Source organism: Peribacillus sp. ACCC06369, from assembly GCF_030348945.1.
Classification (GTDB): domain Bacteria; phylum Bacillota; class Bacilli; order Bacillales; family DSM-1321; genus Peribacillus.
Genome location: NZ_JAUCEN010000002.1, coordinates 2,346,054 through 2,371,017, shown reverse-complemented (window position 1 = coordinate 2,371,017; position 24,964 = coordinate 2,346,054). Strand labels below are relative to the sequence as shown.

Below are 24,964 nucleotides of genomic sequence, written 5' to 3'. Positions count from 1 at the left end.
TTCATCCTTCCTCAATCAGCAAACCCGTATGAGTCCGCAAAGAATTCCAGCCCGCAATGCCTTGTTTCCCGGGAAACACCACTTTCTTTTAAGCCAGGGAAATCCAGAGCCAAGTCGCCGAAAACGGTATGATTATTATGGAAAACCGCACCAGCTTCGAGTCGATCTGCCATTTCAACAGCTATATCTTCATTATCGGTCCAAACAGACGCACGCAAGGCAAACTCACTATCATTCGCTAATTTTACAACTTCATCAATATCATTGAAAGGTAAAATTGGAATGACAGGACCGAATTGTTCTACCCTAACCACTTCACTCTGCTGATTGACACCAGTAATAATGGAAGGAAGCATATAATAACCTTTATCCCAAGTTTCAGGATTCAGTTGAATGCCAGCAGTGATTATGTTTCCTCCTTCCTTAGCGGTACGTTCGATCAAGCCATTCACATAGTCATACTGTACTTTATTATTCAATGGACCCATCGTTACGTCAGGCTGAATGCCATCCCCAATTACCACCCGGCTAAACTCTTTGGTCAGCTTCTCAACTACCTCGTCATAACGTGATTCATGGACATATACTCGTTTAACCGCAGAACACACCTGACCTGCAGCCCGTAAAATCCCCATCCTCAAACGTTTGATCGCCGCTTCATCCATAGTTGCGTCTTCCAAAATAATGGCAGGATCATTGCCGCCAAGTTCCATATACACTTTTTGCAGGTTTCCAGCTGATTTCTTCATGATATCTTTTCCAGTTTCTGTACTTCCGACAAATGCCACTGTCCGTACACGGGAATCGGAACAAAGTTTGTCGCCGATTGCTTTTCCTGATCCTGAGACTATATTGATGACTCCTGGAGGAAAATGTTCAGCAACTACTTTTAAACAGGTCATTATCGTTAACGGGCAATTCGTTGCAGGTTTTACTACAACCGCATTGCCTGCCAAGACAGCAGGTATGACCCTTTTAAATGTTAATATCATCGGAGAATTCCACGGTGTGATAATTGCCGTGACACCTCTTGCCCTTCTCCGGATTTGGACTTTTTGATTTCCTGGGAGCACTTCAGGCTTCCACCAATCAAGTAGTTCTGCCGCGCAGCCCTTCATGACTTCAACACAGCGTAATAAATCCTTTTTAGCTTCAACTAGTGTTTTGCCATTTTCACGTACAAACACTGTAACATTTTCCTCGATTATTTTTGAAAGTTCTTCTGCCGCTGAATTCATCCGGCTAGCCCGATCCCTGACATCAGAGCGAGACCACGTTTCAAAAGCATTTTCTGCCGCTTCAATCGCGTCATTCACGATTTCCCCAGGGCATTTTGCCACCTGGCCAACTACTTCCGATGTGTTTGCGGGATTGATCACATCGGCTTTTTCAATCATTTCTATCCATTCTCCATTAACAAGGCATTTTCCTGAAACAAATGGGTATGTCGAAATCATTCTCAATCCTCCTTATAGTTTTTTTGGCTTAAATGCTTCTGCAGCTCCTGGTGGTCCACCAAATGGCTTGGCCATTGGACCGACAGCATCCATATCAACAACGATCATTGAAGGTTTACGTCTTTCTTTTGCTTTTTTCAGTTCAGATATGAATTCATCTCCAGATCCAATCCGTACTGCATCAAAATGCATGGACTCAGCCAGTTTCACAAAATCTGGACTTAATAAATCCACGGCTACCTGCCGACCATATGCGGCAGTTTGAATATTGCGAAGAACCCCATAGCCTGAGTCATCGAACAATACGATGATAACTGGTAAGTTTTCTTCGGCTGCCGTAACCATTTCCCCGACATTCACCATAAATCCACCGTCTCCAGCCATAAGAACCACGGTTTTATCTTTACACCCCATTTGGGCACCGATTGCTGTTGGAAGACCTTGACCTATTCCACCGCCAGATGCATGAATGGATGTTCTCGGTTCATAGATTTCAAATAAACGGCTGCCCCACACGTTTGCCTGTACAGTTACATCTCGAACTAAAATGGTATCATCCGGTAATATCTCCCTCATGCCATCTACAAATTGCTCATAGGGTCCAAGCGTTTCCCGAAGTTGAGCACGCACTTCGTTTCTAAGCGAAAGGACTTCTCGTAAATAAGAAGGTTCAGCCTGCACTGAATTTCCTTCCAGATTTTGAATGATGGCAGCTAGCATATCTTTTGCATCGCCAACCAAACCCAGCGTGGCCTTATAATTCCGGTTAATGGCCTGCCAATCCGCATCGATCGCTATATGTTCCTCTGGCACCGGCACTTTCCAGTTGGATGTTTCATTTCCCCTGAATCTTACACCTACACTGATCAATAAATCCGCATTTCTCAAAAACTCTTTTGTTGTTTCATAAGCCGCAAAATGTCCGATGCATTGTTCATGGTTTTCTGGGATCGAACCTTTTCCTGACTGACTGGTTATAACTGCTGCACCAAGGATTTCCGCCAATTTTTGCAGCTCTTGCGAAGCATTGGCAGTGATGACTCCACCCCCGGCCCATATCACAGGACGGCGTGCTTCAACCATTTTTTGCACGGCTTGTTCGGGAATGAATGGCGTTGAATTTGTTTCAGACGTTGAAGCTCGTTGTCCTTCGAGGGTTAGATCTTCTATGATTGCCGATTGATAGTCAATGGGAATTTCCAATGTAACCGGTCCTGTTGGTGCAGTTAACGCCTCTTGGATCGCCTTCCTTACAACTGCCGCAGTTTGCTCAGGATTTCTCAGCCTCACTGCATTTTTACACGCTCCGCTCATCATTGAAAGCTGGTCTTTACACTCATGTATGTATCCTTTGCCTGTGCCAAGATAAGAAGAAGCTACCTCACCAGTAAGATGAAGAAGGGGAACACCAGCTGCCCAAGCTTCCACTAATGAACCAGCAGCATTACCTGCCCCTGTACCGGTACTCGTGATCACTACACCCAATTTTCCAGTAGCGCGGGCATATCCATCGGCCATATTGACGGCACCGCTCTCACCGCGTGAACAAATGAGTTTAATGCTCCCTTCTCTAAGAATTGCATCATAGATGGGCATATTGTGAATACTGACAATCCCGAAAGCCGCTTCCACTCCTGCTAGAACTAGTTCCTTTACGATGGAATCGGCAGTCGTAAACTCTATTTCTTCTTGTATTTTCATCGCGTTATCCTACCTTTTTTAGTAATATATTTAAAGTGCCTTTCCGATCGCTCCTGCTGTCTCAATCGTCGAACCCGCTACATAACTTGCTTTGTCTGAAGCAAGGAAAACAATGACACTGGCCACTTCTTCCGCTTCCCCTACGCGGCCGAGAGGGATATTCCGTTTTTTCGCAAGGTCTCCGTAATATTCTTCCGGGTCCATATCAGGCGCATTTTTCAATCTTCTTCGCTCCCATTGATCGGTCCGGATCAATCCAAGACTCACTGAATTCACCAGTATGTTGTCAAAGGCCAGTTCCTGGGACAAGGTTTTGCTTAAATTAAGGAGACCAGCCCTTGCTGCTGCAGTCGCTACCATGTGACGTTCAGGTTCTTTAGCAAGCGTTGCATTAATATTAATAATCCGCCCCCCTCCCCTTTTAACTAAATGAGGATGCGTTGCACGAACGGCATATATGATGGCAAAAAACTTTAATTGAATCTGTTCATCCCACTGTTCATCCGTAATGTCAAAAAAGTATCCCATAACACTTTGGCCGGCTGCATTCACCAATATATCGATCCCGCCAAACTTCTCAGCCGTACCATTAATGAAAGAATCCACATCCGATTTGGAGGTGACATCACAGGTTGAAGCAAAAATATCATCCTTAGTGCCAAATGAGAGCAATTGACTTTGTGCACTATCCATACGCTCTGTGCTTCTGCCGCATATAGCCACTTTCGCTCCTTCAGCTAAAAACATTTCTGCTGTTTTTAATCCCACGCCCGATGTGCCGCCCATAATGACAGCCACTTTCCCTTTCAATCCTAAATCCATCTTGTCACTCCTTTTCAAAGCCATTTTCCTTAAGTGCGCTGTCCTTTAAAATACAGGAAGTTGTTTCACTGTAACCAATACATCTAGCGCAAGTGCAAATGGAAGTAAGTGGAATACCTTCTCATTTTTTAGACATGACTGAATCATCTATAGCAGAGTCCACCCAGCCAGGATCGGGATCTCCGCCCATTGCTTTGCGGGCTTCGGGTTTCGGCGGCCCTGCAATCCCCCATTGATCCATTAAATGTGGTACCCGTTTCCATACACGTGCTCTCCATTCCGATTCATCTTCAATCGTTTCCAGATAACATGTATACTCCATAACAAAACCGCCTGGATCTTGAAAATAACAGAAAATATTGTCTCCAGGTCCATGACGTCCAGGTCCCCAAAGTTCTGACAGTCCCGCTTTCCGCACATTGCTTATGCCGCGCATCAGTTCATCCACGGAATCGACTTCGTAGGCGATATGATTGACTGACGCATGTTCATCTTGATTGAATGCAATGGAGTGATGCTTTCTGTTGCATCGCAGGAATGACATTTGATGCTCACTCCAATCGGTAACTTTAAAACCAAGTACGTTTGTATAAAACTCAACGATCATATCCAAGTTCTTAGTGTTCATTACAACATGATTCAGCTTCACTGGATCAACATTTTTATTGTTCCAAATTGACGTTTGAACTTCCACCCAAGCCGAAAGCTCTATCACGCGATTTTCCGGATCAATAAACCTTAGGCCATAACCAGCACCTGCTTCATCCAAATATCCAGGCGGTTCAATAATTCGAACACCCTTCGATTGTAATATTCCCGCTGCTCGATCCACCGCATTTTTATCGACCATGCCGAAAGATATATGGTGCAACCCACGTTTTTCTCCCTTGTGAAGGCTTAAAATATGATGTTCCGGTCCTGCCCCCCGAAAATAAACGGTGTTCTCCTCATCCGGAGCATCCACTCTATCCAGTCCCCAAACCTTTTCGTAAAACTCTGCTTGATCGTCGAAATTCGGAGTAATCATGCTAATATGTCGTAAATGAGTAATCCCTAGCATCTTTTTTTATACCTCCCATAAATCAGATTACCTTTAGAAAATTTGCATTGACCACATTAAAATCTATTCGAAAAGGGCGCCTCATTAATTTCCATAATGCAGGTGCCCTTTTCGGCTAAATGATCAGTCTTTAATGATGGCTTCTCTTTCTTTTGAGCGTTGTTTACGCAGTTCTTCCAGCTCGCTGCCTTCAGGATATGTTGGCAAGTTAGGTTTCACTGCCCCTAGCATCACGAGCATGCGCGCTTCAACATCACCGTCATTCCTAATTCCCCGATAAACCCCTGGTGGGCTGCTGATGCAGTCTCTCGCACTTAGTTTAATTTCATGCACTTCACTGAAGCTATCCTCTTGAATTAACGCCGTGACTTCACCCTCAAGAATGAAAAACACTTCTTCAACATCATCGTGAAGATGCAATGGCCCGATACATCCCGGCGGCAGCACCATTGTACTAAGAGTGAAATGCTCACCTGCAATTACATTTGTATCGTTATTTGCGGTGGCACCGCGTCCGATATATCTCATCTGTGCACGTCTATAAGCTGGATCGATTTCTTCTTGGAACTTCAAGACACCCCAATCAAGCGTACGGTCTTTCAATCGGGCAACATATTTTTTTTCAAAATCTTTCACTGAAAAAGTTTCTTTTGTCATTTTAAAATTCCTCCCTTATTTGTTGTTTCTAAACCCCATTGCGTTTCATAAGCAAAACATTGTTTCGTCTATGAATTAATACTAAAATGAAACCGCTTTATTGTCAATGAGTTTTTAGAATATTTAAAACTTTTTTTATAATTCAAACCTTCTCCCCTCTTGGTATAACTTGGAACGATGCAACCACCATATTCCTTTTTTAACACAAAAAAAGTGCGGATACCCTAGAGTAGGGGATCCACACTTTCGAAGATTATTCATTTTTTTAGATTGGCACTCAATCATGATCAGATATCTTCATGCTGAAACGGCGTCACCCCACTATATCCCATATAAACGGATAACTGCCGAGAAACATCAAGGAGTTTAGGCAAGGCGACTTTATCGATGAAATCTTCCTGATAAGCCGACTCCGTCGCCACGACATTCAAGGCAGCCAATACATTTCCTGTGCGGTCAAAAATCGGAGCGGCAACAGAACGGATGCCAGGGTGGAATTCCCCGCTTGTCATCGAATAACCATTTTGCCGAATCGATTCCAACTGTTTTTGAAACTCACCCGGCGTGGTAAGTGTTTTATCAGTATAAGGAGTTAGGTTTGAGATTTTGAACATTTGCATTAGCATTTCTTTCGGTTGATAGGCCAAAAGCAATTTTCCATTGGCCAAAGCATGTGCCGGCAGCCGCAAACCTATGTTCACATTGACAGCGGATACCCCTCTAATTGGGGCACTCCCAACATACACAACTTCCTGTCCATCCAAAATGGACAGATGGCAGGAGGCTCCGATTTCATCACGCAGGTTCTCCATATAAGGTTGGACAATTTCCTGGAACTTCAAGCTATTCAAATAGCTGAAGCCCAATTCAAGTACCTTTGGCGTTAAACTGTAACGTTTCGTATGTTCATCCTGAGACAGATAACCAATATTTTGTAATGTGAATAATAATCGATATGGTACCGTTCTGCTTACTCCCAGTTGTTTTGCAATTTCTGAAAGAGACAAACTCGGCTGTACTTCATTAAAGAGCTTAATGATTTCCAACCCTCTTACCAATGAATTAGCACTATATTTCTCTTTCTCTTTTTCTTCGCTTGCCATTCGAGTATTCCCCCCGTTGTTATTGATTTCTCTGCGAATTATGTACCCTATTGTTAAGATTTCTTCATCTCACTACCTAGAAGGAACTTGCAGTATATGTACATCTCTTCCTGCAATTTCTTTTGGTGAATATTTTTTCATGCTACTTCAATCTTTGCCTGCCTTTTGTCTCAGTAAAAACTCGGTAACATATTCATTGAAAACCCCTGGAACTTCCTGGTAACATAAATGGCCGGGATTCGGTACCATGGCAAACTCGGAATTAGGAATCAATTCATGAAAAATTCTTGATTCACTAACCTGTGTGACCTGATCCAGTTCACCACACATGACCATTGTCGGGATAGATATAGAAGAAAGGATGTCCATTTGGTTTAAATTTGATAAAGAGAAGGCAACGGACCGGTATCCAGCAGAACTTTCACCGTACCCTGGTGCGTCCCAGGCAATTACTCTAAATTCATCATCCAACTGACCGAGCTGTTGTCTCCATGATTAAGAATTGTTTCCCAAACCATGGAGGATAACAAGCGCTTTTCCTTCACCCGATTCCAGATAATGAATCGAGCAATCGAGCTTTCTTCTAAATGGCTAATTGGCATCCTTGCAACCTCACAATCCTTTACTCTTCATGAATATTAAGTGTTTATTTGTCAATTAAAGCATAATTACATTTATAAAACTATTTGAAGGGCCTAGCTTAATTGACGTAACGATAGAATTACACGACTTATCGAAGACATCCCGATCCACCAAATATATCTAAATATGCAAATAAGAACAAATGAAGAATCTTAATACATCAATATTTTTCTACCAAATCATGTGATTTTCCATAATAAGTATTTCATATATAAAACAACCTAAATGAATTATAAATTTTCCTGATTTTAAATTCAATATAAACAAGTCGGAATTTTTAATAATTTAATATTAATTCCTTTTTTTGACACAAATCTAATACACTTCTCTTTTTAAATCCTATATAAGTGCCTTTCCACTCATTTGCTTGTATGTTTTCCCCCACAACGTAAAATAGTGGGCAACGGAGGTCGATTTTAAACATGAATCCCAATGGGTTATTTAAAAATGGCCATCGAATCATTTATTCTAAAAATGGAGAATTATCAAAATATTAAATTGACAATCGAATTATTTTAATTTATCGTTAAGAAAGTAAAACTTTGTTTTCCTTGCAAAACACTTCTGTTCCTTTTTATCTATCAAAATTTTAAAGAAAGGCGGGAAAAATCAAAACTAGTACCTTTCTAAAGGGATAACCGAAAAACACTTATTCTCAAATGTAAGCGTTTTAAGGCATGTTAAAAAGCGATAAGGAGATGGTATTATGTTAAATGGGCAAAAAAGATGGTTGTATATTGCCGTTCCAATTTTTTTCTTTTGGTTTTTTGGACAAATTGATAAAGTTGGCATTTCCATCATTCAAACAGATCCGGAATTCTTGCATGCACTCGGTATGACAGGCGATGACAAAAATGCAAAGATCGGTCTTCTATCATTTGTATTCACCATTGCTTATGGAGTTTCAAATCTTTTTTGGGGCTTCATCATTGATAAATTAGGTGCACGTAAAACAGCCATCGCCGGTTTATTCGTTTGGACACTCACGATGATCACGTCAGGCCTGGCAAATTCATATGAAATGTTTTTAATAAGCAGGATCATTCTTGGTTTTGGTGAAGGGATGATGATTCCGGTTTCCGGAAAATTCATTTCTAACTGGTTTAATAAACGGGAATTGGGGAGGGCCCAGGCATCTTGGCTTACCGGAAACTATTTAGGACCGGCAATGGGAGCCATTTTCTTGGTGCTCGTGATATCTTTACTCCACTGGCAGGCAGCTTTCTTTATGCTTGCAGCATTCAACTTATTTATAAATATCCCGATGTTCATCTTTATGACTCGGAATACACCAGAAGAGCACCCCCGTATAAGTAAGGAGGAATTGGCTTTCATTCGCCAAACGGATGATGAAGTGAAAGAAACAGCTGCCTCCGAGAATAAGAGTTTCGCCCAAGATTATCGTTTCTGGATTGTTTGGTTCGGCATGCTCGTATGCTCCTTCTTATTTTTCGGAATCAGCATTTGGCTTCCTACCTACCTCATTGAAGCAAAAGGATTCGAAAAGGAAGGAATGTCGAGTATTACTTCACTTTCCTGGCTATTCGCTTTAGGATTTGTCTTGGCATGCGGTTTTCTGGCTGACAAAACCAGACGTCCAAGTTTGATGGCCTCGATTCTATTTTCATTGACGGCTGTCTTTCTGACTGTAGCGGTATTCATCCCCAATCCTATTTTGGCCGGGCTATGTATGGGACTGGCAATGGGATGTCAAGGCGGTGTGTTCCATCTAAGTAATATGCTCATGGTAAAATACTCAACACCTGAAACGGCAGGACGGGCCGCTGGTCTAATTGGATTCACGAATATCATGGGCGGCTTTTCGAGCTATATCATGGGATGGCTTCGTGACTTGTCTGGCGGGGATTTCAGTTCATCGATCGCCATGCTGATTTTTGCAGCCCTCTTAGGTTTGGCAGCTTATATATTCTCCATTAAGAGAGAAGCGGCAGAACTGCTTTTATCACCTTTGCCTGCTCAAAAGATACAAGTCTAAAGAGAACGTTCCTTGTAAAATCAGACGAACACTAGTTTAATGGACTATCTCCAACCCTTGAATTTCAAGGGTTTTTTTCTTGGGCGGACCTAAATGCAAGCCGGCACAATAAAAGTTGGAAAGAGCTCATATCAGCGGTATAGCTCTTTTTAGCATTTCCCGATAATAATTCGTCAATTTTTCCAGCGTTCATTCCTAATCATTCCTTTATTTGTATAAATATGTCGATAGTTAAAATATTCAAAAAATGATATTTTTTGTATTACCATGTTATATTGTTAATGGAAAAAAATACTTGTCAAGTAAGGTGAGTGTGTGAATATAGAAGTTTTAATCCTCCATTATATTCAGGAAAAACGTCAAAAGCCTAACCATGCCAATGAATTACTGGATTATATTCAGAATGAATATGTAAACGGGAAGCTGTCAATCTTTCAATATAGAAGTCTCTGTCAGGACTTATATCTTCGAGGAGCAAAACAAACGTCTTCTGGGTGAAAACTGCCCTTGTCACTAGTCAAATCACTTCCATAGCTAAGGCAACTATATTCAATCCTTTTCATTTACTTTAGAAGAGATCCCTTCCCAGAAAGCTTTTCAATAAATAAACCTCCGTGATATGTCACCCCAAGACATATCACGGAGGTAAAAGTTACTTATTCAACAATTGCATCCTTTGTTGACTATATGAATATATCCAAAATTAAAACCAGACCGAATGCCACGAAAGAAAGCAAGGTTTCCATGACTGTCCATGTTTTGAAGGTTTCTTTTACGGTTAATCCCATATATTCTTTTACTAACCAGAAACCGGCGTCATTAACATGGGAAAACATAAGTGAGCCTGCGCCCGTGGCAATAACGAGTAATTCTAGATTAACACCCGTCATATTGGCAACGACCGGTGATACAATTCCTGCTGCCGTGGTCAAAGCGACTGTTGCAGAACCTGTGGCAACCCGAATCAATCCGGCCACAAGGAATGCAAGGACGATGGGTGATAATGATATTTCTTCAGACATGGAAGCAATTGCAGTCCCTACGCCACTATCAATTAAAATTTGCTTGAATCCTCCACCTGCACCGATAATAAGGATTATGGAAGCTAATGGCAATAAGCATTCTTCCGTTAACTTTTTAAGTAGCGATTTGTCCATGCCCTGTCTGAAACCCAAGAAATAGTAAGCTGCAAAACAGGAGATTAATAAGGCGATCACTGGACTTCCGATAAACAATAGGAATTTTTCTATGGAACCTGGTAGCGACAGATAAGGCGCCACTACAGTTAAAACCATCAACAAAACCGGCAAAAGGATGATGAAGAACGAAACTCCAGTCCCCGGTAATCCACTTGACTTTGTTTCCACCCGAATCAATTCCGGTTCTCCAACAGGAATGACCCGTTTATGAAGCCATTTTGCAAATATTGGTCCGGCAATTACAGCTGTCGGGAATGCGATGATCAATGAGTACAGAAGTACGTGTCCCATGTTTGCATTATAGATTCCAATAGCTGTCATGGCTCCCGGATGCGGAGGTACCAGACCATGTACGATCGATAAACCAGCAAGCACGGGAATACCTATTAACAAGATGTTCACTTTGGTTGATTTTCGAATGGAAATGACCAAAGGCAGCAATATGACTAAACCAACTTCAAAAAATACCGGAATACCGATGATGAAACCAGATAAAAGCATGGCCCATGGAAGGTTCTTCACGCCGAATTTATCAATGAAAAAGTCGGCTACCTGCATACCAGCTCCTGAGTCGGACATCATCTTTCCTAAGATGGTCCCTAAGGCCAATATTCCAATAAGGTGACCAAGGACAGCTCCGACACCCGTTTCATAAGCTCCTACAATCTTGTCCATTGGCAGTCCGGAAAAAACCGCTAAAAATAAACTGGCTACAGTCAAGCTTATGAATGCATGCCATTTCCACCATGATACCCCCAAAATAACAATTACGATTGCTATCAGCGTGATTCCTAATAAATATAGATCCATATGTTCTCCCCATCCCTAAGAAATCGCTTACAATCAAACCAATACAATAAATGGGATTATTGTACCGGCTCGTTATATGTCACAATGTAGTTCTGTTTAGCCGTGTTGTAATACCCTTCACTGTATTCCATAACATTTCCGTCCCCATCACTGGAAATCCGAATCCTTTTCAATACTGGACTATTGTTTTCGATTTTCAGTGTTTCGCAAATGTGATCCGGAGCGATAGCAACGGCAAACTCATCTCTGAATGTTTCAAGTTTGACGTTTTGATCTTCCAAAAAGCGGTACAAAGAATTGATTTGGACCTCTTTAATCTCTTCTTGATTTATATTAAGTGAAACATAATGTGTAAAGTAAATATAAGGTTCATTGTCCAATAAATATATTCGTTCGATTTTTGTGCATTGGTCACCAAATAAAGAATGCAGCTTAGCGTCCGAAGAAAGGTCAACATGACTTATGTTTAACACCTTTTTTACAATGAAGTGCCCTTCTTCCACCAAAAGCTCTGTAAAACGCTTTCCTTTAGAAAGTTTGACAATAGATCCATTAGCTATGACCCTGGTGCCTTTGCCGCTTTTCTTTTCAACATACCCCTCTTGCACGAGTTCTTTGATTGCATTACGGACAGTGACCTTACTTACATTAAATTCTTCTTCCAATAGAGGCTCGGAGGGAATGTTTGTGTCGATGGCATAAACCCCATGTAAAATACGATCCTTCAATATTTCTTTTATTTGTAAATACATCGGTCCATTTTTTCTGTTCACATTCATTCCTAATCTCCTGCCTTTTATCTCTTAATATCTTCCATTTTACCTTCCATCGCCGAAAGTATCTCCTTTTCGGTTGCCAAAGGAGTATCTCCAACGACAGTACATGCCAGCATTCCTGATACAGCCGCAAACCAAACTGTCTTTTCAGGGGAATATCCCAGTAATTCACCATGTAAGATTCCGCTGGTATAGGCATCTCCAGAACCTATTCTATCATATACGGAAAATGATAGGATATCGGAAAAGTAAAATGTTCCTTCCTTATACATATATCCCCTCAACGTATGGGTATTATCGCTGTTGATCGAACGATGTGTCCCCGCTATCGATTGAATATTGAATGTCTCTGCTACTTTTGGGATCAACTCAACAAGCTGCCCTTCCCTTGTGGAGCCTTCTGACTTCATTCCTAAAATATATAGTGCGTCTTTTTCATTCATCATGACGATATCAGCCAAAGAAAGCATTTCTTCATAATGAGGCTTTGCGTCCGCGTAACCACCCTCCCATAAAGCGGGGCGGTAATTGCAATCGAAACAGACTGTACCGCCTTTTTCTTTGACTTTTCTAGCCAGCACCTTCATACTTTCCCGTACATTTTCCGCCATGGCAAGCGTGATTCCGCAAAAATGGATGATATCCGCCTTTTCTGAAATCATATCCATATCATAATCGGAAGAGTATGCTGTATTAAAACTGCTTTCCAATCGATTGGAGTATGTGACACGGCTCGCCCGCTGTCCAAAACCATTTTCCAAAAAATACATCCCCAAGTATTTTCCACCTCTAGAGATGAAGTTCCGTCCAATTCCTAAGCGCTGCAAAGCCGAAACCGCTGAATCCCCAAGGGGGTTATCCGGTAATTTTGTAACAAGATATCCATCATGTCCAAGCTTGGTCATAGCAGAAGCAACATTTACCCCCGTGCCTGAAAAGGAGTATTGCAGAGTGTTAGCCTGTGATAGCAATTCATACCCTGGTACCTGCAAACGCATCATTACTTCCCCGAATGCCACAATCCTTTTAGGCATGTTTTTCAACCAATTGTTTTGTTATGGCTAATAATTTCCGTACATCCTCCCCATTCGTTTTTCCAGTTTCTTCATCGATGATGGAAGAATAGACATGGGGAATGACTTTAGGCACTTTTGCTTCCAATGCAATTTCCAGTATGGTCTCGAAATTATTTAAATCGATTCCGCCTGTTGGTTCCAAAGCAAATCCCTCTTCACCACAAGCTTTTGCCACAGCACGATACTCATCTTCATGCTTCAGGCCTTTCATCGGGAAGTATTTCAATGCATTTCCTCCCATATCGCGAACCAGCGCAATGGCAGCTTTGATAGGCACAATGGCCGTTTCACTTGCACCTGCACTTACAGGACCAGTCGAAATATTCACATAACCGACTTTCCCCGTTGGAGAAACAAGTGAATTTATCCAGCTATCCTTCTCACCTAAATTAGCCCTTGTAGCACCTACAGCCGGAAAAACCTGATTAATATGACTGCCTGGATAGTATTTTGCAATTTCTGCGACAACTGCTGCCTGTCTATTATCGCCCGCGCCCAATCCTATGGAAACGGCCTCATCAATGGCTTCCCCGTATTCTTTCATTGCTGTAACACCAGCTTCCACAGTTGGATAATCCTTTGAGAGTACACCAACCAATACATGGCCTTCCGCTGCTTCAAAGACTTCCACTGCATTTTCTACACTGTTTGCTAGTACATTTAAGGCTACACGATCATTCAATAACCGTTTGTTTATGTTTGTCATCCTTGTTTTCCTCCTAAAATGGTTCTTAATTGAGCTTCAATGACGTTTATATCATCACCTTGCAATGGACGTGGATCTATATCGAAAAAGCCTTGCCGTATCCCATAATCACGTGTATAAATGGCTATATCCCCATTTCTGAGCTGCTCGTTCACTTCCTTCGCCGTTGTTTCCGTAATCAAAGGATCAATGGAAATACGTGCCCTATATATGGCACGACCGGCTTCATCCTGAACAATCGTTACTTTTACACCATCAATGGAGTCAAGTGAAGCGAGAACTTGTAAACTAGCTTTTTCTTTTTCACTATTATCCATTTTGACAAAATACTCATCCAATGCCTGAAGCAGCCCAAAGGTAGTTTCTTTACCGACCTTCATGCTCCTTCCGATACAGTGCAATTGAACCTTTAACCATTCGATATATTTTTTTCTGCCAGCTACGATACCGGATGTCGGTCCTTCAATGGCTTTTGATCCACTATAAATCGCCAAGTCGGCAAATTGTACATATTTCTCCAAGTCTTCCTCCGCTGCTGCATCGACAATCAGAGGGATATTATTCGTTTTGGCCACTTCCCATGCTTCTTCGACAGATATCATATTTTTCTGAACAGTATGATGTGATTTCACGTATAAAATGGCGGAAGTATTTTCATTAATGGCATCCGCAATATGTTCCGCTTTCCCTTCGTTTGCATACCCCACTTCAACCAATTTTCCGCCACCCAGGTAAATCATGGTTTCAACCGGTGCACCATACTGAACGTTATGGCCTTTCAGCATGATGATTTCATTCTTTTTAATCGGTTCTTGATGAAGCCTTTCGCTTTTTCTTCTGTTTCCTCCAGTAACGATCGCCGCTACTGAAAGGGCAATTCCACTTGATGCCGAGTTTACGACGACAGCTGCTTCAGACTGAAGCAAATTCGCTATATGCTGGCCTGACTTATCGACTAAATCAGAAATTTCAACATAATTTTGTCCACCTTTTTTCATCGCGTCCATCACTGTATCCGTTGGGGCAGAAACCCCCAATATGCTCATTCTTCCGCTTGCATTGATGACTCTTTTCAAACCGTATTTAGCATTCATTGTACTCTCCATTTATAACCACTCCTTTTACGACAACTCTTTTTTCTGCCATTCTTTTTTCGCCATCGGAATCCAATAAAAGCGTCCGCTCTTCCTCAATTGAGAATAAAGTTAAGTTCGCAATATCCCCAGCAGAAATCCTGCCTAACTCTGGTTTATGCAACCATGATGCTGCATTGACCGTAACGGCATCTATTACTTCTTTTAATGGATAGCCAAGATACAAAAATTTTGTAAGCACATGTGCCATATTAAAAACTGGGCCATTCTCTCTGTTTTTCCGATAGATATCCGTACTGATCGTATTGAAGCGGATTCCCCGCTTTTTCGCCGTTTCTGCCGTTTTAAAAGAAAAGCTTGCCGTTCCATGACCTACATCCAAATGAACACCACGTTCAATCGCCTTACTGAACTCAGGCAGTGGCTCTTCTCTTTCATCAAATAAATTATTCGCTTTACCATTTAAGAAATGTGTAATAATGTCCTTTTCCTCAAGTAAATCAAGGACTTCCTTAATATCAGGCGGCCCTGAACCGATATGAACCATTAAAGGTAAATCAGTTTCAACCGAGAACTTCCTAGCGATTTTCAATGGTTCGATACCATTTGGACCAACCACACTTTTACTTATTCTCGCTTTTAGTCCAACGACAAAATCCCCGTACTTGGAAATTGCCTTCCCGATCTCCCCTTCGTCCAGCCATGAAATATCCGATAACTCATCAATCCTTTTCAATCCAATCCGCGAAATATTCAGAAAGGCGAAAACATTCGTTTTGGAATTTTCACAACTGCTAACCAAATCAGATATCCTATCTGCCCCCGTGCTTCCCGCATCAATGACCGTTGTTACACCAGTTTTGTATCCAATCTCATCAACATCATCACCATAAGGATCGAATTCCGGGAAAGCATGTACATGCATATCGATCCATCCGCTGGAAACAAATACTTTTTGATCATAATCTATTACCTTATCTCCTGTTGCAGTTCCGGGAAGTGCGATTTCTTTAATCATCCCATTTTCCAGTATGATATCAGCTGCATATCCCTCTATCATCTTTACATTCTTCAGAACTAACGTATCTGTCATTTCCCTCATCCTTTTCGGTACATCCTATCGATTGCAAGGACTTTGTATACGGTTACACTGAATTGTGTGAGAATTCATTTCATTTCTCTTTACAAAAATAGATTATCATATTTTACCGAACTAATCAATATAACGTTATAATGTTTGGTTTGAATTTACAGAATACATAAATCATTCATTATTTTCTTTCGCCATAATTGTTAATTTCTCCCTTATATTGTGATCTAGTTTGGGGATCTTTTAAACAATTTGGGGACTGTCCAATGAAATAAAAGGCGGGAAGAAAAACAATCTGTTTTTCTTCCCGCCTTTTATTTTTTCACGGATTTATACAAAAAGACAATTGATGTAACAGATGTTCCAAAATTCTAAATTTCAAAAAATCATAGGTCCTATGGGAATACAAAAATAGCATTCCAGTCGGTTACCGTACTATATATCATAAAAAATAAAGATAACCTCTAGATACTTTAGGATATAGAGAGCATTGCAACATTTTATTCTAAATACATTATTAATTTTATCTTATTTTTTTCTTTTTATTCAAAAATATGATTAATCCAATTATGGCTATAATTAAAATTAATATGTCTATGTTGTAAATAGAAAATACTTTTTGATCAGCTATAATTACTGAAAACATCCTTATTATTAAACCTATACAAGTAGAGATAAGTACAATTTTCACTGATTTATATTTCCTTTCCTTTATTTCCATATTTATCTTGACCTCCCTTATATAGTTATATAGTATCAAATTATATCCAATATTCAAAAAAATACAAAGAGAGTGTTATTAAATGAAGAAAAAGTCCTTTTTTTCAATACTAATAACAAGTTTATTGGTGGTCTCTAATGTTCCTAATGCATTCACAGAAGAGAAAATTGAATTAACACCTTCATCAACAGCAGTAAATCCAATCGTAGAAGTCAATTTAATTAGTGAAGATTTTATACAAATACAACCAACTGCAAGCATTATTGAAATGAGCAAACCTATTGCTCATCAAGCTAAACTAACAAATGCCCAATTAGGAAAGATGGTAAAGGCTTATCAAAAGGGAACAACATGGTTAAGCATCGTAAGTACTCTTGTGTTTGCAAGTGGTCCAACAGCACCAGCAGGAGTAGCTACTGCACTGGCATCCGCACTCGCTGGCAGTCCAAATAGTTTAATTGCAGCATATCATTCCGGAAAACACGCTTACCACGTATCAGTCTATGCTAGTGGTAAAAAACCAAGTTTATCTAAAATAACTTATATTTATTACACTAAATCGAATCTTTCATTTAGAAGCCCTCGTTGATTAATCTACCTGCCAGTATACAGACTGATATAAGCCTACCTAAGTAATTGCTCTTAAAATTTAAATATATAAAGTATTACAAAAAAATAAATCAGTAAATTTATTATGTAATTCAGTACAATTAAATAAAGGTTCAGTCAAAATTATGCGCATATTGGCAATTTATGCATTTATTCATAGGATAATTCCAATCATTAATTCCAGCAGGGCACCTCCCCCTTTGAATAGGTGCATAGTATTCTTCCTGACTCATTTCATTTTTCATTTGGATCCCTTTAACTTATTTTTTACGAAAAAAAGGCTGCACCTAATAGGTACTAGCCTCCTAAAAAACGCGCCGAATTCACGATTCCAATGAAATATATTCAGCACCATTTTCTTTTGCCCAATTATGTATATAACTAAGCAGACTATATCCAAGGCCACTAGGACGATGATTTACATCAGTAACCAAATCTTGTACAAACACATAGCGTTCATTATATAAATCTTCACGCCAGCTAATACCCGCTAAAGCTACGATGCTTGTATCATGATATAAAGCAAATAGCTGTTTACCCTCCTTACGCATATCATTTAATAATTGTAGATATTCCTTTAGGGTCAAATCAGTTCGTAACTGACTCAATATAGGGTAAGCCTGTAAGAATTGATGTTCTACAGTTAACTCTACTATATTTTCCACTGGTATTTTCATACTAATAATCTCCTAACTTTTTTAAGTTTAATTGCATTACCTTGCCCATATAAATCGGGATTAATTTTCTGACATATAAACCTAGCCAATATGTTTTATAACCAAGGGGCTATAGGTATCCAAAGTTGAGAAATTAAACCTAAATTACATCGAACATGATAAGGTACTCAAATAAATGTTTTCAATAATTGTTCTTCCATCAGTTTCCTATTCTTTTCCTCCCCCATAAATAATTGTTAGATATATATGCAAAAATAATATGCAGGAATCGTGCCATTTCAAAGGAAATATACCAACTAATCCCTAAAATTCCTTTTCGGAAAGTTTATCCGCTAAGAGAATTCCAACCTAAAAAGTTCGATTTCCTCACGATAAGGAATCGACCTTTTTATCTTCTTATAGAACTACACACCAGTTTGTTTGAGTGTATCATTTTACAAGTTCCGTCATTAGTATGAACCATTTGCATTTCACATTAAAAAAAAATTCTTAATCTTTTGATACATATTCAATTTCCCATCATCATATCTTCTTTAATGGATTTCTGACATCATTTTTAAGAATCATTGAATTTGCTGAAATTAGACTACGGGGAATGTGTATGTGGTGAACAGATTACATCGTTGGGCATTTTATGAACACAATGAAAAAAAGTTTAGGAACATTTATCATTAATCATTCTGATAATTAATCACCTAAAAGCAATGAAGTTATAGTGGAATTCATTGCTCTAATTAATAAAAATGGCCAGAGTGAAAATCAATATAGTGCTTTTTCTTTCTATATATAAGGGAACCCCTCCAAGAAGACTATATTTTATTATCTATACGTGACGACACATGTTCTGTCAGTTTCCCAACGATTTGTTTAAGCCTTTCCGTTTCCTCTTCATTTAAGACGCTATAAAAATCACGAAAGATTTTGGCAAAACACTTATTGATGGAATGGTAGGTTTCCTTTCCACTTTCGGTTGATTGGATAAAAACGACCCGCCGATCATCCTTGCTGTGTACCCTTTCGATCAAATCCTTCCGTTCAAGCCGGTCAATTAGCGCAGTTCCTGCTGCAGGTTTAATCTTCAAATGATTCGAAACATTTTTAACAGCTATGGATTCATTTAAGACTATTAATTGCAATGCACGGTACTGTACAGAAGTTAAATCGTATTTAACCAATAACGGTTCCACCATTTCCTGTGAGAGGCTGCTTAGTTCTTTAATCTCTATATGTAAATTATACAATTCACTTGAATGCATGTTTGACAATCCTTTCTTATTGACAACTATCTATCTAAAACTATAACATAATTAACGTATCAAAAAATTAACCATGCGAACTAAAATGGTTATTGATTTTTAAAGAGAGAGAGAGAGGCTGTCCATGTCAGCAGAGCAACGTAAAAAGATCATAATCCTCATGATCAATATGTTTATAGCAATAGGAAGTTTCGGTATCATCATTCCCATTTTACCAGCATACCTGGCCTCCATTAATCAAGGCGGAACCGCCGCTGGCCTAATGATCGCCATTTTCGCAGGTGCACAACTTATCTTTTCGCCAATTGCCGGAAAATGGACTGACCAATTCGGGCGCAGAAAAATGATTATTTATGGATTGGTCGGTTTGACATTATCCATGTTTATTTTTTATGCAGTCAATTCCATTTGGTTATTGTATGCGTCGCGTATCATCGGTGGGATTGGAGCTGCTTTGCTTATACCCGCAATATTTGCTTATGTTGCTGACATCACCACATTTGATCAACGCGCTAAAGGCAATAGTTTAGTATCTGCCGCTATGTCCCTAGGAATTGTAGTCGGTCCAGGAATTGGAGGGTTTTTAGCTGACTTTGGCCTGAAGTTTCCCTTTTTAATTTCTGCACTGGTATCCCTATCAGCAGTGGTATTTTCGATTTTTGTATTAAAAGAAAGCGAAACGGCACAGGTTACTCAATCCATGGATGCAGAAACTGAAACAATGGTTCGGAAGATTGCCTTATCCGTGAAAATGCCCTATTTCATTCCACTTATCATTACTCTTGTAATGAGCTTTGGATTAATGGCATATGAGTCTGTAATTGGTCTTTATCTTGATAATCAATTCAACTCAAGTCCTAAGGACATCGCTGTCATGGTTACTGCAACAGGTATCGTCAGTGTAATCGTACAATTGTTTGTCGTCGACCGGATTGTACGGCGTTTTGGGGAAGTGAATGTGCTGAATATCTTTATCAGTGTTGCAGCCATAGGTTTCCTTCTATCACTTTTTGCTTCAAGTTACCTGATTTTCTTTTTAATCTCACTTATTATCTTCCTTTCCACTTCCATTTTACGGCCAGTTCTTAACACACTGATTTCCAAAATGGCAGGGAATGAGCAGGGATTTGCAATGGGTATGAATAATGCGTATATGAGCATCGGAAATGTGCTTGGACCCACACTTGCCGGAATGATGTATGATATCCACATCACCTATCCGTTCATGTTGGGCCTTTTCCTCTTAATCATTACTTTGATGATTACCATGGCTTGGCAAAAGCGATCTCTTCATGCAAAGGCATTAACCTAGAACTCAAAAAGGCATTTCAAGTTTTATAGCATGATGAAAACCCCGAGTAGCAGCGCTATTCGGGGTTTTTCATTAGGATTTTTATATCCTTTCCTCTTGTACTCGTGATCCTTCATTCAGTTTAATCACGAGTAATACGTTCGAATTCACGAGTAATGCTTCCAACTCTCTAATTTTTTCTCCAAACTTATGCATTTACAGCTCGAAATCTTGCGTAACGTTCGAATTCACGAGTATTTGGCTTAAATTCACGAGTATTGCTACCCTCTAATATTGGGGCCAAACTTATGCATTTACAGCTCGAAATCTTGCGTAACGTTCGAATTCACGAGTATTTGCTTCGAATTCACGAGTAAATGTACGAATTTCACGAGTATTTGCTCCAAATTCACGAGTAAATGCTTCATATGTTCCTTAAGTTAATGATTTCCCTAATAAACCAGGAAATCATACATTTGTCGATAATAAAAAGCGGCCTTTTTCCTCTTGAAAGAGGTTAACGCCGCTTATAGTTCTTCAAATTGTTATAAGGGGAAAATTAATTTCATTTAATATAAACGGCTTTCCTCAATTTACTGCTTTCAAAAGCCGCATCAATGATTTTAATGACGGCTAGTCCCTCTTCGGCAGTGACTGGAGCTTTTTTTCCGCTCAATATACTATCGGCAACTGCCTGGTAATACGTTAAATAAGAACCATGCAGTGTTTCAATGGTTTCATGTGTCTCATTTTCTCCTTCAACCGTAACCAGCTTACCATAAAATTCAGGAGCATCTGCACCCCAAGAGTCATCAATCGGTTTTTTACCATCACTTAGGTCGGCCTCTTGGCAATCATTACCGGACTTTATAAATGATCCTTTACTTCCATGAACCTGAAAACGAGGTCCATTAGTCGGGACGATTGAACCTGAATGCAATATAACTCTCAGCTTTTCATATCCTAATATCACATGGAAATAATCATCAGTTTCTGCATTTTCTTTTTGCGAAAATACATCTGCCCAAACGAACTGCGGCACCCCAAACAAATGCAAGGCTTGATCGATGAGATGTGAACCTAGATCAAATAGGATACCTGACCCCGGGCCTGGTTTTTCCCTCCATCTATCCCTGACCATTGGCCTGAACCGATCATAATGGACTTGGTATGTATTGATTTCCCCAAGCACTCCATCATCCATAAGTTTTTTCACCGTCAAAAAGTCATTATCCCATCTCCTGTTATGATAAACACTTAAGAGCAGATTCTTTTCCTCTGCAATCTTAATGAGCTCCTCTGCCTCCCAGGCTTCAACTACCATCGGCTTTTCAAGGATGACATGCTTCCCGGCTAACAAGCTTTGCTTGGCCATTTCATAATGTAAACCACTCGGTGTCGTAATAACGGCCAAATCGATTGACGAGTCTTCAAGAATTTCCTCCAAGCTGCCTACCACTTCCACATCCTTCAAATCTTTTAGGACTTTTTCCTTTTGGGAGCTGACAACTTTCACTATTTGAAATTGCCCTAAAACACTTAGTAAAGGCGCGTGAAATGTAGCGCCCGATAATCCATATCCAACTAAACCCACTTTAATTTTTCTCATTTTCGGTTCCCTCTCGCTTTCTTGTTCTCTGAAACAAATATTAAATTGATCAACCGCTTTATTTCACTTCATTGTTTGGATACTTTTCTCTCAAAAACTTGACAGACTGATTAATCAATTCTTTCAAAACATCAATTTCGATATCTGCCACTTTATTGATGTACACACACCCTTTTCCAGAAGTGTGTTTTCCAAATGCCTGTAACAATTCTTCCCTTTTTTTGTCACCCGGAGAAAAATATAAACTGATTTTTGCTTTTCGGGGTGAAAAGCCAACCAGAGGGGCATCGCCTTCGTGACCAGATTCATATTTATAATGATAGATACCGAATCCAATGATGCTCGGTCCCCACATCTTTGCCTCATAACCTGTCGTCTTGGCAAAAACATCCAATAATTGATATGCATCTTCACGCTTTTTAGGATTATCGACGTTCTCAATGAACTCAATGACACTACTGTCAGTTTCTTTGGTTTTTTGTTTATACATGATCGGAACCTCTCCTATACTAAAAGGTAGAAAAATTCAAAGATATCCTTTGCTCAAAACGAAGTACCCTATTCGATCGTGTTCTTTAAGGTTGTCTTTATGTATACAGCTACAGCCTACATTATCGATGAAATCCTTACTATTCAAATGAATGCGGACGAGCTTCATTTAGTAATTCTCCAAACTTCATTGCAAATCCTTTATTCAATACCCTTATATTATAGAACATTGATTCGTTTTATTCTAATTTAAAAGCAGAGATTAATAAGATATATCTAAGATTAGGAATTGATTTGATTCACATCAATTGATTGGTACCTATGAAACAGTACGTTATCATAAATATCTCTACGATCAGAATGATAAGGAAACTTAAAACTGATCGTAGAGTTAGTGTATCCATCCCATTTACATTAAACAAACAGTTGCATTAAAGGGCGAATTGGAAGCCAATATGCAGTTTATCCCGACCTAATGCCGTCGGATCTTTTCAATTTCATCTGCTATGAATTGTACCTGTGTCCCTACGATGACTTGAATGCTTTGGGGACCCACGATATTGATTCCAGCAACCCCTGTTGATTTGATTTTATTCTGATCGACAGCTCCCATATTCTCCACCTCAACCCTTAATCGGGTAACGCAGTTATCTACAGATGTTACGTTGGCGTCTCCGCCTAATCCCTCATAAATAACAGAAGCCATCCTAAAGAATTTACTCTCATTATTCCCGCCTTGACTGTTGTCCGCCTCCGCAATCACTCCTTCACCATCAAGCTCATCTTCTGTATCATCTTCTCTGCCGGGAGTCATTAAATTGAACCTTGTTATCAAGAATCGGAATAAGAAATAGTAGATGACAGCAAAAGCAAGTCCTTGAAGAAGTAGCATATAAGGTTCATTTGCCATTGGCAATCTTGAACTTAAAACAAAGTCAATGAATCCTGCACTAAAACCGAACCCTGCTGTCCATTGGAATGTCGCAGCAATAGCTAACGATATTCCTGTTAATAAGGCATGCACAACAAAAAGGGCTGGTGCAACAAACATGAAAGCAAATTCCAACGGTTCAGTGACGCCTGTGAAAAATGAAGCGAAACCGGCTGCAAGCATTAATGAAGCCACTTGTTTTTTCTTCCGTGATTTTGCTGTATGGTACATGGCAAGAGCCGCAGCCGGTAAACCGAACATCATGACGGGAAAGAATCCGGCTTGATACATACCCGTGGTTCCTTTTATTCCTGTTCCAGCCCAGAATTTACCAATATCGTTAAGACCTATTACATCAAACCAGAATACGGAGTTTAACGCATGATGTAAACCTGTTGGTATCAAAAGCCGATTGAAGAATCCATAGAGTCCTGCTCCAGCAGCACCTAATTCACTTATTCCTTCCCCAAATATTACTAACCAGGAATAGATGAGTGGCCAAACGAAGAATAATATAAGAGAAACCAGTAACATGGCAACCGCAGTAAGGATCGGGACAAGGCGTTTACCGCTAAAGAAAGCGAATGCATCCGGCAGTTCGACCTTACTGAACCGATTAAACATAGCTGCCGCTATTAGACCCGAGAGGATTCCGACAAATGCATTTTCTATTTTCTCAAATGCTGGGTTTACATCTTTTACATCAGTTCCCTGCAGCATCGCTACCGAATCCGTGGAAAGCAATGTAGTTACGACTAGATAGGCTACCAGCCCGCTCAAAGCGGCGGCTCCATCTTTTCCTTTCGACATCCCCAACGCCACTCCAACAGCAAACAAGATAGCCATATTGTCAATGATGGAAGACCCTGCTTTGATTAAGAAAGCCGCTAACGGACTTTCCGCTCCCCATCCTGCTGGGTCTATCCAATAACCGATCCCCATTAAAATGGCGGCTGCCGGTAATACGGCTACTGGCAGCATCAAGGAACGTCCAATTTTTTGAAGATATTTTTTCATTCCGCTTTCCTCCTGACAATTACTGATTTAGGGCAAACCCCATATTCTATTAGACAACGGTTCCTTCCATTTTAGAACTTCATTTCATTAATAAATTGACTATATTCAGGAAAAAAGTCTTAGCGATTTACTCCTCCTTCTAATGTTCATAAAAAAAAGAAAAGTCCAAATGGAC

The 24,964-nt window shown here is 40.0% G+C and carries 23 protein-coding genes; 4 read left to right on the top strand and 19 right to left on the bottom strand.

All coding sequences use genetic code 11. From position 1 onward, the window contains the following. Positions 1-11: 11 nt before the first annotated feature. The 8 genes from QUF78_RS12430 to QUF78_RS12395 all read right to left on the bottom strand — a co-directional run bounded on the left by QUF78_RS12430 (position 12) and on the right by QUF78_RS12395 (position 7,402). Positions 12-1,457, bottom strand: a complete 1,446-nt coding sequence (locus tag QUF78_RS12430) for an aldehyde dehydrogenase family protein (protein WP_289324894.1) — start codon at positions 1,455-1,457, stop codon at positions 12-14. A gap of 12 nt (positions 1,458-1,469) precedes the next feature. Beyond that, positions 1,470-3,158, bottom strand: a complete 1,689-nt coding sequence (locus QUF78_RS12425) for a thiamine pyrophosphate-binding protein (protein WP_289324893.1) — start codon at positions 3,156-3,158, stop codon at positions 1,470-1,472. Positions 3,159-3,188: 30 nt separating this feature from the next. Continuing rightward, entirely contained in the window at positions 3,189-3,980 is a 792-nt protein-coding gene (locus QUF78_RS12420; RefSeq protein ID WP_289324892.1) for an SDR family oxidoreductase, read from the bottom strand. A gap of 121 nt (positions 3,981-4,101) precedes the next feature. After that, a complete protein-coding gene (locus QUF78_RS12415; RefSeq protein WP_289324891.1) occupies positions 4,102-5,040 on the bottom strand; it encodes a VOC family protein in 939 nt (312 codons plus the stop codon). A 123-nt stretch (positions 5,041-5,163) separates the two neighbouring features. Further along, complete coding sequence (locus QUF78_RS12410) at positions 5,164-5,697, bottom strand: cupin domain-containing protein (protein WP_289324890.1); 534 nt, start codon at positions 5,695-5,697, stop codon at positions 5,164-5,166. A 287-nt stretch (positions 5,698-5,984) separates the two neighbouring features. Further along, entirely contained in the window at positions 5,985-6,800 is an 816-nt protein-coding gene (locus QUF78_RS12405) for an IclR family transcriptional regulator (protein ID WP_289324889.1), read from the bottom strand. Between the two features lie 147 nt (positions 6,801-6,947). Then, positions 6,948-7,271: an alpha/beta fold hydrolase gene (locus QUF78_RS12400; RefSeq protein ID WP_289324888.1), complete on the bottom strand. Its 324-nt coding sequence runs from the start codon at positions 7,269-7,271 to the stop codon at positions 6,948-6,950. Continuing rightward, positions 7,250-7,402, bottom strand: coding sequence for a hypothetical protein (locus QUF78_RS12395; RefSeq protein ID WP_289324887.1), 153 nt, complete (start codon positions 7,400-7,402; stop codon positions 7,250-7,252). The genes QUF78_RS12400 and QUF78_RS12395 overlap by 22 nt, the downstream gene beginning before the upstream one ends. A 746-nt stretch (positions 7,403-8,148) precedes the next feature. On the opposite strand from QUF78_RS12395, the gene QUF78_RS12390 reads away from it, so the two are divergent. Together QUF78_RS12390 and yppF are read left to right on the top strand one after the other, a co-directional pair. Next, positions 8,149-9,438, top strand: a complete 1,290-nt coding sequence (locus tag QUF78_RS12390; protein ID WP_289324886.1) for an MFS transporter — start codon at positions 8,149-8,151, stop codon at positions 9,436-9,438. A gap of 315 nt (positions 9,439-9,753) precedes the next feature. After that, positions 9,754-9,936, top strand: a complete 183-nt coding sequence (yppF, locus tag QUF78_RS12385; protein WP_081112928.1) for a YppF family protein — start codon at positions 9,754-9,756, stop codon at positions 9,934-9,936. Positions 9,937-10,121: 185 nt separating this feature from the next. Here the strand turns inward: yppF and QUF78_RS12380 are convergent, their stop codons facing one another. From QUF78_RS12380 to QUF78_RS12355, 6 genes are read right to left on the bottom strand one after another with little or no spacing between them, the layout of a single operon-like run. Continuing rightward, positions 10,122-11,447, bottom strand: coding sequence for a GntT/GntP/DsdX family permease (locus QUF78_RS12380; RefSeq protein ID WP_289316590.1), 1,326 nt, complete (start codon positions 11,445-11,447; stop codon positions 10,122-10,124). Between the two features lie 56 nt (positions 11,448-11,503). Continuing rightward, positions 11,504-12,226 carry a GntR family transcriptional regulator gene (locus QUF78_RS12375; RefSeq protein WP_289324885.1) on the bottom strand — a complete coding sequence of 241 codons (723 nt, stop codon included), beginning with the start codon at positions 12,224-12,226 and terminating at the stop codon, positions 11,504-11,506. Positions 12,227-12,243: 17 nt separating this feature from the next. Next, entirely contained in the window at positions 12,244-13,257 is a 1,014-nt protein-coding gene (locus tag QUF78_RS12370) for a sugar kinase (protein ID WP_289324884.1), read from the bottom strand. Then, the gene (gene dagF, locus QUF78_RS12365; protein WP_289324883.1) at positions 13,250-14,005 is read right to left on the bottom strand and encodes a 2-dehydro-3-deoxy-phosphogluconate aldolase; all 756 of its coding nucleotides are present in this window, start codon (positions 14,003-14,005) and stop codon (positions 13,250-13,252) included. The genes QUF78_RS12370 and dagF overlap by 8 nt, the downstream gene beginning before the upstream one ends. Next, positions 14,002-15,111: a DgaE family pyridoxal phosphate-dependent ammonia lyase gene (locus QUF78_RS12360; RefSeq protein WP_289324882.1), complete on the bottom strand. Its 1,110-nt coding sequence runs from the start codon at positions 15,109-15,111 to the stop codon at positions 14,002-14,004. Before QUF78_RS12360 ends, dagF begins: the two co-directional genes overlap by 4 nt. Further along, positions 15,089-16,192, bottom strand: a complete 1,104-nt coding sequence (locus tag QUF78_RS12355; protein WP_289324881.1) for an amidohydrolase/deacetylase family metallohydrolase — start codon at positions 16,190-16,192, stop codon at positions 15,089-15,091. Before QUF78_RS12355 ends, QUF78_RS12360 begins: the two co-directional genes overlap by 23 nt. Before the next feature lie 800 nt (positions 16,193-16,992). Between QUF78_RS12355 and QUF78_RS12350 the strand changes: the two genes are divergently transcribed. Next, on the top strand, positions 16,993-17,499 hold the full coding sequence (locus QUF78_RS12350; protein ID WP_289324880.1) for a hypothetical protein: 507 nt from the start codon (positions 16,993-16,995) through the stop codon (positions 17,497-17,499). Between the two features lie 343 nt (positions 17,500-17,842). Here the strand turns inward: QUF78_RS12350 and QUF78_RS12345 are convergent, their stop codons facing one another. Beyond that, complete coding sequence (locus QUF78_RS12345; protein ID WP_289324879.1) at positions 17,843-18,196, bottom strand: GNAT family N-acetyltransferase; 354 nt, start codon at positions 18,194-18,196, stop codon at positions 17,843-17,845. A gap of 809 nt (positions 18,197-19,005) precedes the next feature. Continuing rightward, a complete protein-coding gene (locus QUF78_RS12340; protein WP_289324878.1) occupies positions 19,006-19,437 on the bottom strand; it encodes a MarR family winged helix-turn-helix transcriptional regulator in 432 nt (143 codons plus the stop codon). A 139-nt stretch (positions 19,438-19,576) separates the two neighbouring features. Between QUF78_RS12340 and QUF78_RS12335 the strand changes: the two genes are divergently transcribed. After that, on the top strand, positions 19,577-20,764 hold the full coding sequence (locus QUF78_RS12335; protein WP_289324877.1) for an MFS transporter: 1,188 nt from the start codon (positions 19,577-19,579) through the stop codon (positions 20,762-20,764). Between the two features lie 544 nt (positions 20,765-21,308). Here the strand turns inward: QUF78_RS12335 and QUF78_RS12330 are convergent. The 3 genes from QUF78_RS12330 to nagE form a co-directional block, all read right to left on the bottom strand. Continuing rightward, positions 21,309-22,352, bottom strand: a complete 1,044-nt coding sequence (locus QUF78_RS12330; RefSeq protein ID WP_289324876.1) for an oxidoreductase — start codon at positions 22,350-22,352, stop codon at positions 21,309-21,311. A 58-nt stretch (positions 22,353-22,410) separates the two neighbouring features. Continuing rightward, positions 22,411-22,842 carry a DUF1801 domain-containing protein gene (locus tag QUF78_RS12325; RefSeq protein ID WP_289316601.1) on the bottom strand — a complete coding sequence of 144 codons (432 nt, stop codon included), beginning with the start codon at positions 22,840-22,842 and terminating at the stop codon, positions 22,411-22,413. 471 nt (positions 22,843-23,313) lie between these two features. Continuing rightward, positions 23,314-24,789: an N-acetylglucosamine-specific PTS transporter subunit IIBC gene (nagE, locus tag QUF78_RS12320; RefSeq protein WP_289324875.1), complete on the bottom strand. Its 1,476-nt coding sequence runs from the start codon at positions 24,787-24,789 to the stop codon at positions 23,314-23,316. Positions 24,790-24,964: the final 175 nt, after the last annotated feature.

Bases quoted from the DNA above. Each gene is read 5' to 3' on its own strand.
- QUF78_RS12390 (WP_289324886.1), top strand. From the start codon at position 8,149: ATGTTAAATGGGCAAAAAAGATGGTTGTATATTGCCGTTCCAATTTTT.
- QUF78_RS12355 (WP_289324881.1), bottom strand. From the start codon at position 16,192: ATGACAGATACGTTAGTTCTGAAGAATGTAAAGATGATAGAGGGATAT.
- QUF78_RS12360 (WP_289324882.1), bottom strand. From the start codon at position 15,111: ATGGAGAGTACAATGAATGCTAAATACGGTTTGAAAAGAGTCATCAAT.
- QUF78_RS12325 (WP_289316601.1), bottom strand. From the start codon at position 22,842: ATGTATAAACAAAAAACCAAAGAAACTGACAGTAGTGTCATTGAGTTC.
- QUF78_RS12375 (WP_289324885.1), bottom strand. From the start codon at position 12,226: ATGAATGTGAACAGAAAAAATGGACCGATGTATTTACAAATAAAAGAA.
- QUF78_RS12430 (WP_289324894.1), bottom strand. From the start codon at position 1,457: ATGATTTCGACATACCCATTTGTTTCAGGAAAATGCCTTGTTAATGGA.
- QUF78_RS12345 (WP_289324879.1), bottom strand. From the start codon at position 18,196: ATGAAAATACCAGTGGAAAATATAGTAGAGTTAACTGTAGAACATCAA.
- QUF78_RS12405 (WP_289324889.1), bottom strand. From the start codon at position 6,800: ATGGCAAGCGAAGAAAAAGAGAAAGAGAAATATAGTGCTAATTCATTG.
- QUF78_RS12370 (WP_289324884.1), bottom strand. From the start codon at position 13,257: ATGCCTAAAAGGATTGTGGCATTCGGGGAAGTAATGATGCGTTTGCAG.
- QUF78_RS12415 (WP_289324891.1), bottom strand. From the start codon at position 5,040: ATGCTAGGGATTACTCATTTACGACATATTAGCATGATTACTCCGAAT.
- QUF78_RS12420 (WP_289324892.1), bottom strand. From the start codon at position 3,980: ATGGATTTAGGATTGAAAGGGAAAGTGGCTGTCATTATGGGCGGCACA.
- nagE (WP_289324875.1), bottom strand. From the start codon at position 24,789: ATGAAAAAATATCTTCAAAAAATTGGACGTTCCTTGATGCTGCCAGTA.
- dagF (WP_289324883.1), bottom strand. From the start codon at position 14,005: ATGACAAACATAAACAAACGGTTATTGAATGATCGTGTAGCCTTAAAT.
- QUF78_RS12380 (WP_289316590.1), bottom strand. From the start codon at position 11,447: ATGGATCTATATTTATTAGGAATCACGCTGATAGCAATCGTAATTGTT.
- QUF78_RS12425 (WP_289324893.1), bottom strand. From the start codon at position 3,158: ATGAAAATACAAGAAGAAATAGAGTTTACGACTGCCGATTCCATCGTA.
- QUF78_RS12335 (WP_289324877.1), top strand. From the start codon at position 19,577: ATGTCAGCAGAGCAACGTAAAAAGATCATAATCCTCATGATCAATATG.
- QUF78_RS12410 (WP_289324890.1), bottom strand. From the start codon at position 5,697: ATGACAAAAGAAACTTTTTCAGTGAAAGATTTTGAAAAAAAATATGTT.
- QUF78_RS12350 (WP_289324880.1), top strand. From the start codon at position 16,993: ATGAAGAAAAAGTCCTTTTTTTCAATACTAATAACAAGTTTATTGGTG.
- QUF78_RS12395 (WP_289324887.1), bottom strand. From the start codon at position 7,402: ATGCCAATTAGCCATTTAGAAGAAAGCTCGATTGCTCGATTCATTATC.
- QUF78_RS12330 (WP_289324876.1), bottom strand. From the start codon at position 22,352: ATGAGAAAAATTAAAGTGGGTTTAGTTGGATATGGATTATCGGGCGCT.